General features: G+C 69.7%; 11 protein-coding genes. 10 read left to right on the top strand and 1 reads right to left on the bottom strand.

Features of this window, described 5'->3' with window-relative positions; all coding sequences use genetic code 11:
• The first annotated feature begins 314 nt into the window (after positions 1–314).
• The 6 genes from FKR81_RS42565 to FKR81_RS42590 all read left to right on the top strand — a co-directional run bounded on the left by FKR81_RS42565 (position 315) and on the right by FKR81_RS42590 (position 7,545).
• Positions 315–938 (top strand): FABP family protein, encoded by a 624-nt coding sequence (locus FKR81_RS42565; protein WP_146361218.1) that lies wholly within the window; start codon positions 315–317, stop codon positions 936–938.
• A 96-nt stretch (positions 939–1,034) separates the two neighbouring features.
• Positions 1,035–1,625 carry a 5-oxoprolinase subunit PxpB gene (gene pxpB / locus FKR81_RS42570; RefSeq protein ID WP_146361219.1) on the top strand — a complete coding sequence of 197 codons (591 nt, stop codon included), beginning with the start codon at positions 1,035–1,037 and terminating at the stop codon, positions 1,623–1,625.
• Positions 1,622–2,470: a 5-oxoprolinase subunit C family protein gene (locus FKR81_RS42575; RefSeq protein WP_146361221.1), complete on the top strand. Its 849-nt coding sequence runs from the start codon at positions 1,622–1,624 to the stop codon at positions 2,468–2,470. The genes pxpB and FKR81_RS42575 overlap by 4 nt, the downstream gene beginning before the upstream one ends.
• 163 nt (positions 2,471–2,633) lie before the next feature.
• Complete coding sequence (locus tag FKR81_RS42580; RefSeq protein ID WP_186763514.1) at positions 2,634–3,734, top strand: glycosyltransferase 87 family protein; 1,101 nt, start codon at positions 2,634–2,636, stop codon at positions 3,732–3,734.
• Between the two features lie 46 nt (positions 3,735–3,780).
• The gene (locus FKR81_RS42585; RefSeq protein ID WP_146361225.1) at positions 3,781–6,333 is read left to right on the top strand and encodes a glycosyl hydrolase family 18 protein; all 2,553 of its coding nucleotides are present in this window, start codon (positions 3,781–3,783) and stop codon (positions 6,331–6,333) included.
• 45 nt (positions 6,334–6,378) lie between these two features.
• A complete protein-coding gene (locus tag FKR81_RS42590; protein ID WP_146361227.1) occupies positions 6,379–7,545 on the top strand; it encodes a metal-dependent hydrolase family protein in 1,167 nt (388 codons plus the stop codon).
• Here FKR81_RS42590 and FKR81_RS42595 read toward each other — a convergent pair.
• Positions 7,508–8,350: an aminodeoxychorismate lyase gene (locus FKR81_RS42595; protein WP_146361229.1), complete on the bottom strand. Its 843-nt coding sequence runs from the start codon at positions 8,348–8,350 to the stop codon at positions 7,508–7,510. The genes FKR81_RS42590 and FKR81_RS42595 overlap by 38 nt on opposite strands.
• Before the next feature lie 72 nt (positions 8,351–8,422).
• Here FKR81_RS42595 and FKR81_RS42600 point away from each other — a divergent pair, with 72 nt between their 5' ends.
• From FKR81_RS42600 to FKR81_RS42615, 4 genes are read left to right on the top strand one after another with little or no spacing between them, the layout of a single operon-like run.
• Positions 8,423–8,806: a Fur family transcriptional regulator gene (locus tag FKR81_RS42600; RefSeq protein WP_146361236.1), complete on the top strand. Its 384-nt coding sequence runs from the start codon at positions 8,423–8,425 to the stop codon at positions 8,804–8,806.
• The gene (gene ygfZ, locus FKR81_RS42605; protein WP_146361231.1) at positions 8,803–9,888 is read left to right on the top strand and encodes a CAF17-like 4Fe-4S cluster assembly/insertion protein YgfZ; all 1,086 of its coding nucleotides are present in this window, start codon (positions 8,803–8,805) and stop codon (positions 9,886–9,888) included. Before FKR81_RS42600 ends, ygfZ begins: the two co-directional genes overlap by 4 nt.
• 15 nt (positions 9,889–9,903) lie before the next feature.
• Positions 9,904–10,731 (top strand): BKACE family enzyme, encoded by an 828-nt coding sequence (locus FKR81_RS42610; protein ID WP_146361233.1) that lies wholly within the window; start codon positions 9,904–9,906, stop codon positions 10,729–10,731.
• A 60-nt stretch (positions 10,732–10,791) separates the two neighbouring features.
• Positions 10,792–11,361: an RsiG family protein gene (locus FKR81_RS42615; RefSeq protein ID WP_146361235.1), complete on the top strand. Its 570-nt coding sequence runs from the start codon at positions 10,792–10,794 to the stop codon at positions 11,359–11,361.
• The last annotated feature ends 873 nt before the right edge of the window (positions 11,362–12,234 follow it).

Here is a 12,234-nt window from a genome sequence, read left to right on the forward strand (position 1 = left end):
AGGGGTGGGGAGGGCCTCGTTGATCAGGCGCAGCCTTGCCACATCGAAAAGTCCCCGTCAAGGCAGCTTTTCCGCCTTGACAAGGCATTTTCGATGTGGCGACCGTGAGGTGATCAGCGAGGACCTCCCCACCCCACACACAGCAAAGAAGCACGCGAACACAGGTGTCCTCCACCACCGGACACAGCCCCTCAGCACAGGGGGAGATATTCTCGTCCGGTGGAACACTTCTTCACAGGACTCCTGGTCGTGGTGACGCTCCTGATCACGTGGTTCGCCGGCTACGTGGTCTACCGCCTGTACTCAGACCAGCGATGACGGTTCCCGGTAGCGGAGACGAGGCAGTCCGCGTAGCCGCGGAGCGCGCGGAGGCCACGCGTGCCCGCAACCTGCCGCAGTTCGAGGACATGCCGGTCCAGGGGGACACGGCGAACCTCCGCATGGGCGCGAACCTGCACGACGCGCTGCTGGCGGTGTTGCCGCTGGTCGGCGTGTGGCGTGGTGAGGGTGAGGTCGTCTACCCGACGATCGACGGGCCGTTCAAGTTCGGGCAGCAGGTCACGTTCGCGCACGACGGCCGGCCGTTCCTCATCTACGAGGCGCGGTCGTGGCTGTTGAACGACGCGGGTGAGGTGATCCGGCCCGCCGCGCGGGAGACCGGGTTCTGGCGGCCGCAGCCTGACGACACCATCGAGGTGCTGCTCTCGCACAACACGGGCCTGCTCGAGTTGTACTACGGCAAGCCGCGCAACCAGACGTCGTGGGAGTTCTCCACGGACGCGGTGATCCGCACGGCGACCGCGAAGGACGTCACGGCTGCTCAGCGGCTGTACGGCATCGTCAACAACGGTGACCTGGCGTACGTCGAGGAGCGGGCCATGGTCGGGCAGCCGATGCAGCCGCACACCTCGGCACACCTGAAGCGCATCGCCGGCTGAGCTGAGCCAGAGCCAGAACCGCCCCAAAGAGCCACGCCAGAGCCGAGCTAAGACAGGATTGTTCAACAATCCTTCAATACCACGTAGAGTGGACACATGCTGCTGCGGCGCTGCGGGACCGATGCGCTCCTGGTCGAGGTCGACTCGATCCACGAGGTCGCGGCGGTCCGCGCCGCGCTGGCAGGCATCCCCGAGATCGACGAGCTGGTCCCCGCCGCGCGCACCGTCCTGGTCGTCGGCGGGCTGACCGAGGCCAGACGAGCGCTCGAGAACATCGACCTCACAGCGGAACACCCCAGCAGCACCCGCGAGGTCGTCATCCCCACCCACTACGACGGACCTGACCTGCAGCTGGTGGCGGACACGGCGCGGATCACGCCCGAGCGGGTGATCGAACTGCACACCGGGGCGACCTACGAGGTCGCGTTCTGCGGCTTCGCCCCCGGCTTCGGCTACCTCACCGGCCTGCCGGAAGAGCTCCAGCAGCCGCGCCTGGACGAGCCGCGCACCAAGGTCCCCGCCGGGTCGGTGGGCATCGCGGGCGAGTTCACCGCCGCCTACCCGCGTGCGACGCCGGGCGGCTGGCGGTTGATCGGGCGCACCGAGATCACGTTGTTCGACCCGCGTGCCGACCCACCGACGCTGCTCGCGCCCGGCGACACGGTGAGGTTCGAGGTGGCCGGGTGAGGCAGCTGACCGTGCTCGCCACCGGGCCGCAGGCACTCGTCCAGGACCTCGGCAGGCCCGGCAACGCCCATCTCGGCGTGCCGCCGTCGGGTGCGCTCGACGCACCGTCCCTCAAGCTCGCGAACCGGCTCGTCGGCAACCCCGAGAACGCGGCCGGCCTGGAGTTGCTGCTCGGCGGGTTCCACGCCCGCGCGCACGAGTCGTGCACGATCGCGGTCACCGGGCCGAGCGTGGACGTGCGCGTCAACGAGCGGCTGGTCGACTCGCACAGCCCGGTTCACCTGCGCGCCGACGACGTTCTCGCCATCGGCGCACCGCAGACCGGCCTGCGCAGCTACCTCGCGGTGTCCGGCGGCATCGACGTCCCGGCCGAGCTGGGCAGCCGCTCGACCGACCTGCTGTCCGGCATCGGTCCCGCCCAGATCCAGAAGGACCAAGTGCTCCCGCTCGGCACCCCTGGCATCCCCATCGGCGAGGACGTCGTGCCACCCGTGCAGATCCCGCACGAGCTCGTCATCCCGATCACGCTCGGCCCGCGCGACGACTGGTTCGACGACCCGGCGAAGCAGCTCGACGGCGGGCGCTGGACGGTCTCGGACCGCAGCAACCGGGTGGGCGCGCGGCTCGACGGGACGAAGCTCGACCGCATCGTCGGCGAGCTGCCGAGTGAGGGGATGGTCACTGGCGCCGTGCAGGTGCCGCCGAACGGGCTGCCCGTCATCTTCCTCAACGACCACCCCACGACCGGCGGTTATCCGGTGATCGGCGTGGTGCCCGGCGGTTATCTCCCTCACATCGCACAGGCCCGTCCAGGCACGAAAATGAGGTTCAGACCACTCGGCTGATGCAACACCAGTCAAAAGGATGAAACAGGGTCCCCCCTCCTGGCTACATTAGGTAGAGATCTTCTAGCTGGGGGGAACACCAATGGGGATCCGCTTTTCGGGCGGAGCCTTGCCGAAAACGGGCAAGCGCGCTCAAATCGTCGTTCGTTGCTGGCTCTTCGTCGTGGCCGCGGTCACGGCGATCGTCCTGATCAGATACGGCAGCGGACTGCTCGACCTGCGCGTCTACCAGGTCGGTGGCGAGCAGTGGCTGAACGACAAGCCGCTGTACCTCGACGGATTCCCCGGCCCGCTCGGCCTGCCGTTCACGTACCCGCCGTTCGCGGCGATCCTGTTCAGCGCGGTCGCGCTGCTGCCGTGGGGGCTGACGGTCGCGCTCTGGACGATCGCCGGGCTGCTGCTGTTCAGCAGCGCCTGCCTCGCCGCCGCGTGGCACATCCCGCAGCGCACCATCGTGATCGGGCTCGGCGTCGCCTCCGGGTGCCTCGTGCTCGAACCGGTGCGGCAGTCGCTGGAGCTCGGCCAGATCAACCTGGTGCTGATCGGACTCGTCGCGCTCGACTGCCTGCTGCCGCGCACGCCGTGGCCGAGGGGCATGCTCATCGGCATCGCGGCGGCGATCAAGCTGACGCCCGCGATCTTCATCCTGTTCTTCCTGCCGCGCAGGCAGTGGCAGCCCGCCGTCACCGCAGTGCTGACCTTCGTCGGGTGCGCCGTGATCGGCTGGGCGCTGGCGCCCAAGGACACCGCACAGTTCTGGCTGCACTCGATGCTCGACCCCGGCCGCGTCGGCGGCCTCGCCTACACCGGCAACCAGTCGCTGAAGGGCCTGCTCTTCCGGCTCGGCATCGACAAGCCGCTGTGGGCACTGCTGTGCCTCGCGGTCGTCGCGCTCACCTGGTTCGTGGTCGCCCGCACCCGCCGCGACGGCGACGAGCTGGCCGCGCTGCTGGCGGTCGCGACGGCCGGACTGCTCGTCTCGCCGGTCTCGTGGTCGCACCACTGGGTGTGGATCGGGCCGGCGCTGATCCTGTTGTACGCCCACGCCCGCAAGGCGCTCATCCCCGCCGCGATCGTGTTCGCGATCGGCCCGCACTGGCTGCTGCCGAACACCGGCGACCAGGAACTGCGCTGGTCGTGGTGGCAGCACGTCGTCGGCAACAGCTACGTGTGGCTCGGCCTGGCGCTGCTGGTGTTCCTGTTCGTGAAGCACCGCAAACCGTCAATCAACCGGCGCATTGACGCAGTGGTCCAGACCACCTAGCGTCTGGAGCAGGCCGCCGCGGACCTCTACCCACCTGGAGTTCCGCATGCGCCGAATCCCTGCACTCCTCACCGTCTTGGTCGCCGCACTGGCCCTGGCCGTGCCCGCTCAGGCCGCGCCAGGGCTCACCGCCACCTACTCCCGCATCGGCAACACGGGAAAGTTCGTCGTCGCCAACTCGGGCACGACCGCGGTGACCGGCTGGAGCATCAAGTTCGACCTGCCCGCCGGCACGACCGTCAGCAACGTCCAGAACGCCACGACGACGCGCACCGGCAACCGCGTCACGCTGACGCCCGCCTACTACATCAACACGATCCAGCCGGGCAGGAACACCGAGCCGTACAGCCCGACGTTCACCCTCAGCGCGGCGGGTGATCCGACGGCCTGCACGATCAACGGCGCGAACTGCGACGGCAGCGGCGACCCGCCGCCACCGGCCGCACCGGTCAGCGCGAGCTTCTCGCTCAGCGGCACCACCGCGAAGTTCGTGGTGAACAACAACACCGACAGCGCGCTGGCCGACTGGTCGATCGTCTTCACGCTGCCGTCCGGCGTGACGGCCAGCGGCGCGCAGCACGGGTCGCTCACCCAGAACGGCACGCAGGTGACGCTGATCCCGGCGTTCTACAACAAGACCGTCGCCGCGCGCGGCTCGACCGAGCCGTACAGCCCGACGTTCACGCTGAGCTCGGCGGTGGAACCGGTGACCTGCCGGGTCAACAACGTCAACTGCGACGGCTCGCCCGACACCCCGCCGTCCGCGCCGGGTGGCCTGGCCTCGCCGGTGAAGACGACCAGAACGGTGTCGCTGACCTGGAACGCCTCCTCACCGGGTTCGCTCCCCGTCGCCGGGTACGAGGTCTACAACGGCTCGGCGGTGGCCGCGTCGGTCACGACCACGAGCGCGACCGTCACCGGGCTCAACCCCAACACCGCGTACACGTTCACGGTGAAGGCCAAGGACACCAGGGGAACCCTGTCCGCAGCGAGCACCGCGCTGTCCGTCACGACCAACAACCCGGCTGACGACACGCAGCCGCCGACCGCGCCGGGGAACTTGCGCAGCACCGGCAAGGACGCGGGCAGCGTGACGCTCGCGTGGAACGCGTCGACCGACAACCGCGGTGTCGCGAACTACGACGTCTACGTCGGAACCGCTGTCCGCGCAACGGTCACCGGCACGACGGCCACGATCAGCGGGCTCGCTCCGTCCACCGCGTACACGTTCACCGTGCGGGCGCGCGACCTGTACGACAACGTGTCCGCCGCGAGCGCGGCGCTGACCGTGACGACGAGCGACATCGTCGGCGGCTACGCCAAGGTCGGGTACTTCGTGCAATGGGGCATCTACGGCCGCCAGTACTTCGTGCGCAACATCGACACGACCGGTGCGGCCGCGCGGCTCACGCACATCAACTACGCGTTCGCCAACATCGACCCGGTCAACCTGACGTGCCTGCAGGGCGTCACGAAGGGCACGTCGCCGAACCCGCAGGACCCGAACCAGGGCGACGGCGCGGGTGACGCGGAAGCCGACTACAGCAGGCCGATGAGCGCCGGGCAGTCCGTCGACGGCGTCGCGGACAGCGGCTGGGAGTCGTTGCGCGGCAACTACAACCAGCTCAAGAAGCTCAAGGCCAAGCACCCGCACCTCAAGGTGCTGATCTCGCTCGGCGGCTGGACGTACTCGAAGTACTTCTCGGACGTCGCGTCCACCGACGCGGCGCGCAAGAAGTTCGTGACGTCGTGCCTGGACGTCTACATCAAGGGCAACCTGCCGACGTACAACGGCGCGGGCGGTCCGGGCACCGCGGCGGGCATCTTCGACGGCATCGACCTCGACTGGGAGTGGCCAGGCGCGGAAGGCCACGCCGGCAACCACGTGTCGCCGAACGACAAGCGCAACAACACGTTGCTGATCCAGGAGTTCCGGCGTCAGCTCGACGCGCTGGGCGCCACGACCGGCAAGCGCTACCAGCTGACCGCGTTCACGCCCGCCGACCCGGCGAAGGTCGACGCGGGCTGGGAGCTGGCACCGGTCGGGCAGGCGCTGGACATCTTCAACGTCCAGGGTTACGACTTCCACGGCGCGGGCAGCGACAACTCGTGGGAGCCGAACCGGACCGGTCACGCCGGCAACCTCGTCACCGACGTGGACGACCCGTACCCGTTCCACTTCAGCGACGAGATCGCGATCCAGAAGTACCTCGACGCCGGGATCAACCCGCGCAAGCTCACCATCGGGCTCGCGTTCTACGGACGCGGCTGGAAGGGCGTCACGGCCGGCGGCAAGAACGGCGAGTGGCAGGCGGCGCAGGGTGCGGCGAACGGCCAGTTCGCCGAGGAGGCGGGCACGCGGGGTTACTCGAACCTGGTCGCGTCCGTGCCGAACTGCACCGTCCACCACGACGAACAGGCCGGGGCCACGTACTGCTTCCAGGGCAACGGCGGCGAGTGGTGGACGTTCGACGACACGTGGTCGATCGCCCGCAAGACCGCGTGGCTGAAGAGCAAGGGCCTGCTCGGCGCGATGATCTGGGAGATGTCCGGTGACACCGGCACTCTGATGAGCGCCGTGCACAACGACTTGCAGTAGCTCCAGTCGCGGCGCCCCCGCGTGATCCCCGCCAGAATGGGGATCATGTGGGGGCTTCGCGCTGCGCGCGTTTTCGACGGTGAGGTGCTGCACTCCGGTCATCCGCTGGTGCTGGTCGACGGCACCCGGATCGCCGGCCTGGACCTGTCGGGGGCGCGTCCGTCCGCCGATCTCGACGTGGTCGACCTCGGTGATGTGACGATCATGCCCGGCTTGATCGACTCGCACGTGCACCTGGCGTTCGACTCCGCCGCGGACAGCGTCATCGACCAGATCCAGGCCGCTGACGACGAGGAGCTGCTGCGGCTCATGGGTGAGAACGCGCGGCGGGCGTTGCGCGCGGGCATCACGACGGTCCGCGACCTCGGCGACCGCAACGGGCTCGCCCTGCGGCTGCGGGAGACCTCGCCCGGCCCGGAGATCCTCGCGGCCGGCGCGCCGCTGACCCGGCGCGGCGGGCACTGCTGGTTCCTCGGCGGTGAGGCGGACGACGTCGCCGAGCTGCGCAAGGCTGTGGCGGACCGGGTGGCGAGCGGCGCGGACGTGATCAAGGTGATGGCGACCGGCGGCACGATGACGCCGGGCTTCCGGCCGGACGAGTCGCAGTACGACCTGGCGGCGTTGCGGGCGGTCGTGGAGGCCGCGCACGAGGCGGGCCTGCCGGTCACCGCGCACGCTCATGGTGCCGGTGGGATCGCGCACGCCGTGCGGGCCGCTGTCGACGGGATCGAGCACGCGTTCTTCATCAAGGGCCGCGAGTTCGCGCCGGACTGGACGGTCGTCGCGGCGATGGCCGAGTCCGGGGTGGTCGTGAGCACGACCTCAGCCCGGCTGCCGGCGGAGTACTCGCCGATCCACCTGACGGTGCGGGAGAACTTCGCGCGCATGCGGCGTGAGGGCGTGCGGCTGGTGTGCTCGTCCGACGCGGGCGTCGGCCGGTTCAAGCCGCACGACTGCCTGCCGCACGGCGTGATCGAGTTCGCCGCGCTGATCGGGCACACGAACACCGAGGCCCTGCAGGCGGCGACCACCGCCGCTGCGGAGTTCTGCCGGGTGGCCGACCGCAAGGGCCGGATCGCCACCGGGTTCGACGCCGACCTGCTGGCGGTCGGCGGCGACCCGGTGCGCGATCTCCGTGCGTTGCTGGACGTCCGGGCGGTCTACCGCGCCGGTGTCAGTACTCCGACTCGTACAGACCCTGGAGCTCGCTGAGCAGCGCCGACGAGTCGGGCAGCTGCTTGCCGTCCAGCGTGTGCACGCGGGTGATCTTGCGGACGCTGGACACCAGGAACAGGCCGTCGGCCGAGTAGAGGTCGTCGACCGCGATCGGCTCGACGCGGACCGTCCACCCCTGGCGCTCGGCGGCGCGGAACAGGGCGGCCTGCGTCGTGCCGGGCAGGATGCCCAGCGCGGCGGGCGGCGTCACGAGCGTGCGGCCGCGGACCAGGATCGCGGTGGACGTCGGGCCCTCGAGCACGCTGCCGCCGGACGTCGTGAAGACGACCTCGGACGCGCCGCGGCGCTCGGCCTCGCGCAGCGCCGCCATGTTGACGGCGTAAGACAGCGACTTGGCTCCGAGCAGCAGCCACGGCGCTCGTTCTGCGAGACCGGGCTCGATGCCGCGGTCCAGCGTGACGGCCGCAAGACCGTCCGCGCGCTGCTGGAGCACCTTCGGCGCGATCGCCGCGCCCAGCGCGAAGCCGGTCGGCGTGCCGTCGCCGCCCTCGACGCCGCGCGTGTAGACGAGCTTCAGCGCCAGCTCGGAGGAACCGGTCCAGTTGCCCAGCACGAGCTCGACCGCGCGCTCGAACGCCGCGCGCGGCGGTGTCGGCATGTCCAGCATCGCCGCCGACCGGTCCAGCCGGTCGAGGTGCGGGGTGAGTTCGCGGGGCTTGCCGTCCACCACGAGAATCGTCTCGAAGACGCCGTCTCCGCGGAGGAGACCGAGATCGTCGATGCGGATCAGCGACGATTCGGGGTCGGCCAGGGTTCCGTCGAGCAGTGCGAGCACGCGCATGTGCGTGAGCCTACTAACATTGCGGCAGTGGAGACCGCAAGAGGCCTGCGCAAGACGTTGCACGAGCGCGGGATGCGCATGACGCCCCAGCGTCAGCTGGTGCTGGACGCGGTGCGAGAGCTCGCTCACGCCACACCCGAGCAGATCTGCCAGCGGGTGCAGGACACGGCGCCGACGGTGAACATCACCACCATCTACCGCACGCTGGACCTGCTGGACCGGCTCGGCCTGGTCAGGCACACCCACCTCGGGCACGGCGCACCCAGCTACTCGGTCGACGAGCACCAGCACGTGCACCTCGTGTGCCACGTCTGCGGGCGGATCGACGAGATTCCGCGGGAGCTGCTCGACGGGTTGGTCGGAACACTGCGGGACCGCGACGGGTTCGAACTGGATGCCAGCCATCTAGCTTTGTCCGGTACCTGCCGCGACTGCCTGAACCAGGAGACCGAGTGAACTCGCCGCTGCTCGCCAGCCCCGGTGCCGTCGCACCGCCCGACGACCTGCCCGACCAGGGCGTCGCCTGGCACTACGGCGACCCGTTCGCCGAGCAGCGGTCGGCCGCCAGGTCGGTCGCCGTGGTCGACCGCTCGCACCGCGGGATCATCGCGGTGCCCGGCGACGACCGGCTGACGTGGCTGCACAACCTGACCAGCCAGCACTTCACCGAGCTCGGTGACGACGCGGGCACCGAGGCGCTGATCCTCGACGCGCAGGGCCGGGTCGAGCACCACATGGTCGTCGCCCACACGAACGGGACGGTGTTCCTCGACGTCGAACGCGTCGACGAGCTGCTGGCCTACCTGCAGAAGATGGTGTTCTGGTCGAAGGTCGAGCCGCGTGACGCGACGGCCGAGTTCGCGCTGCTCACGCTGGTCGGGCCGGACGTCGCCGACCTGCTGACCAAGCTGGACGTGCCCGTTCCCGGCAAGCCGTCGGCGGTGCTTCCGCTGGACTCCGGGTTCGTGCGGCGCATGCCGTGGCCCGGTCACGACGCCGTCGACCTGTTGGTTCCCCGCGCCTCGCTGGCCGGCTGGTGGCAGCGGCTGACCGACGCGGGCGCGCGTCCCGCGGGCAGCTGGGCGTTCGAGGCGCTGCGGGTGGAGTCGCTGCAGCCCCGGCTCGGCATCGACACGGACGAGCGCACGATCCCGCACGAGATCAACCTGATCAAGCGCGCCGTGCACCTCAACAAGGGGTGCTACCGCGGCCAGGAGACGGTCGCGAAGGTGCACAACGTCGGGCGTCCGCCACGCCGGATGCTCCTACTCCACCTGGATGGTTCTCCCGAGGTGCAGCCGGAGACCGGTGACCCGGTCACGCTGGACGGCAGGACGGTCGGCCGGGTGGGCAGCGTCGCGCTGCACCACGAGCTGGGCCCGATCGCGTTGGCGCTGGTCAAGCGCTCGGTAGCGGTGGAGTCGGAGCTCATGACGGGTGCCGAGGACCGGCTCGTTCAGGCGAAGGTGGACCCGGACTCGGTGCCACCCGAGACGCCCGGACTGGGTCGCGAGGCCGTTCGGAACCTGCGGCAGTAGTCCTAGGATCGCGGCATGTCCTCACCAGGCACGCTGATCACGGTCGCCCCCACCGGGGCGGAGCACGACAAGGCCGACGTCCCGCAGCTCCCGGTCACGCTGGACGAGCTGGTGTCGACGGCGCGGACCTGCGAGCAGGTCGGCGCGGGGATGATCCACGTGCACATCCGCGGCGCGGACGCCCGCCCGTCGCTCGACCTCGGGCTGCTCCGCGAGACCGTGGCCGCGTTGCGCGCGGAGACGAACCTGGTGGTCCAGCTGTCGACCGGCGGCTCGGTGCACGACCCGGAAGCGGACCGCCTGCGCGTTCTGGAGGCCATGCCCGACTCGGCGTCCTGCACGATGGGCACGGTGAACTTCGGCGACGACGTCTTCATGAACCGCTGGGAGTTCATCGTCGCCCTGCACAAGGACATGCAGGAGCGGGGCATCGTCCCCGAGTACGAGATCTTCGACATCGGCCAGCTGGCGTCGCTGCGCAGACTGCTCGACGCGCACGGCCTGCCCGCGGGCGGCCACGTGCACGTCGACTTCGTGATGGGCGTGCCGGGCGGAATGCCGGGCGACGCCCCCACGCTGACCGCCGCGCTGGCCGCGCTGCCGCCCGGTTCGACGTTCTCAGCCACTGGGATCGGCCGGACGACGCTCCCGGTGATGTTCACCGCTCTGGGTGCGGGCGGACACCTCCGGGTCGGCATGGAAGACACCATCAGCTACTCGCGCGGTGTGCCAGTTCGGGACAACGCACAGCTAGTGGCACGTGCAGCGGGCCTGGCGAAGATCGCCCAGCGCCCGCCTCTCCACCCAGATGAAGCGCGGAAGCTCCTCGGTGTGCACATTTGAGACAACTTTGGAAGCAGGGATGTGTTGGCGGGTGACCGACATCTACCGCAGGATGGACACGTGATCGAGGTGCGTCCTGGCGGGCGCCGCCGAATTGACCGGGTGCTCGCCCCCGACTACACGGAGGGCGTCGAACAGCGCCCGCTCGTCGAGGTGCGCGAACTACGCGACGAGGCCGCGCAGGAAGAGACCGACCTGTCCTACCTGCGACGCCTGTTGCACGCGCGGATCGACATCGTGCGCGCGGAGGTCAAGCGCCGCAGCGAAGGCGGTTCGGCGGTGGTGGATCAGCTGGCGACGATCCTCTCCACGAACGCGGTGGGCCCGGCAACCGGCCTAGGCCGGTACCAGACCCACGAGCCCTCACGGGCTGACGCGCACCAGCGCCACGTCGAGGCCCTGGTCTCCGACGTCGACCTGTCCGACGTGTCCTCACTGACTGACTCCAAGCTCGGCGAGACGCTGGAGACGTTCATCGCCGAGGAGGCCTCGGTGTCCATCCGGCGGCGCGAGGTGCAGGTCGTCGTGGACGCCCTGAACGCGGAGATCGCAGCCCGGTACCAGCGCGGGTCGGCTTCCGTGGACGAGCTCCTGGCCGCTGAGCGCGGGCACCGCCGCACCAAGGAGTGACGGGCGCGCCGCTCGGCGGGTTCGCCTGGCTGGGTTGATGCGCGCCCTTGGCGTGGGCAGGTGCGGGCCTGGGGGGTCGGGCACCGGGCTCGTTGTGCGGGGCGACACGCACCCGTTCTCACCTGGGCAATGCGCCGCCAAACCGTGGTGTCGGTTCGATGACCTGCTGGTTTCGGCCTGCCTGGTCTGGGCTTGACCGCCGACCTCACCAGCTCACGCACCCGTCGCGGCGCCCACCATCTGCCCGAGGCGACACACCCCTCGGCCCCCTCGCGGCCCGCCACTCGCGAGCGCTGGCCGCGCTCACGCAGGCGTCCCCTGGTGCGGAGAACCCCCCGATCCATGCTCCCAACCAGCACCGACAATCCCGGGCCGCGAAGCGGCCTCAGCCATGAATCCGGTGTGCGAAAGCCCGCACTTCTGCGGCGCGGCGTGGACCCCGCGAGCGAAGCGAAGCCAACAACACACCAAGCAACCCACCACCAAACCGGCAGATACCAAGCGAGCACCGCCAAAACCGGCGCGAACCAAGAGAGCACCAGCCAACCGGCGGGCACCAAGAGCGCCGCCGAAACCGGCAGGTACCAAGAGAGCCCAGCGAAAACCGGCAGGTACAAGGGAGCACCAACCAAACCGGCGGGAACCAAAAGAAGGAGCGCCCGCCGCACTCCCAACCCTCGCACTGCCGACCGGGCGCGGCCCCCGAGCACAAACCGGCAGCCGAATAATCCCAAGCATCCGAAGGGCCAGGGGTGGGGAGGTCCTCGCTGATCAGGCGCAGCCTTGCCACATCGAAAATGCCCTGTCAAGGCAGCTTTTCCGCCTTGACAGGGCATTTTCGATGTGGCGACCTCTGGTGATCAGCGAGGACCT

The organism is Lentzea tibetensis, assembly GCF_007845675.1.
Lineage (GTDB): Bacteria > Actinomycetota > Actinomycetes > Mycobacteriales > Pseudonocardiaceae > Lentzea > Lentzea tibetensis.

Excerpts from the sequence above, each read along its gene's own strand:
- FKR81_RS42565 (WP_146361218.1), top strand. The coding sequence starts at position 315 with ATGACGGTTCCCGGTAGCGGAGACGAGGCAGTCCGCGTAGCCGCGGAG.
- pxpB (WP_146361219.1), top strand. The coding sequence starts at position 1,035 with ATGCTGCTGCGGCGCTGCGGGACCGATGCGCTCCTGGTCGAGGTCGAC.
- FKR81_RS42585 (WP_146361225.1), top strand. The coding sequence starts at position 3,781 with ATGCGCCGAATCCCTGCACTCCTCACCGTCTTGGTCGCCGCACTGGCC.
- FKR81_RS42590 (WP_146361227.1), top strand. The coding sequence starts at position 6,379 with ATGTGGGGGCTTCGCGCTGCGCGCGTTTTCGACGGTGAGGTGCTGCAC.
- FKR81_RS42595 (WP_146361229.1), bottom strand. The coding sequence starts at position 8,350 with ATGCGCGTGCTCGCACTGCTCGACGGAACCCTGGCCGACCCCGAATCG.
- FKR81_RS42600 (WP_146361236.1), top strand. The coding sequence starts at position 8,423 with ATGCGCATGACGCCCCAGCGTCAGCTGGTGCTGGACGCGGTGCGAGAG.
- FKR81_RS42610 (WP_146361233.1), top strand. The coding sequence starts at position 9,904 with ATGTCCTCACCAGGCACGCTGATCACGGTCGCCCCCACCGGGGCGGAG.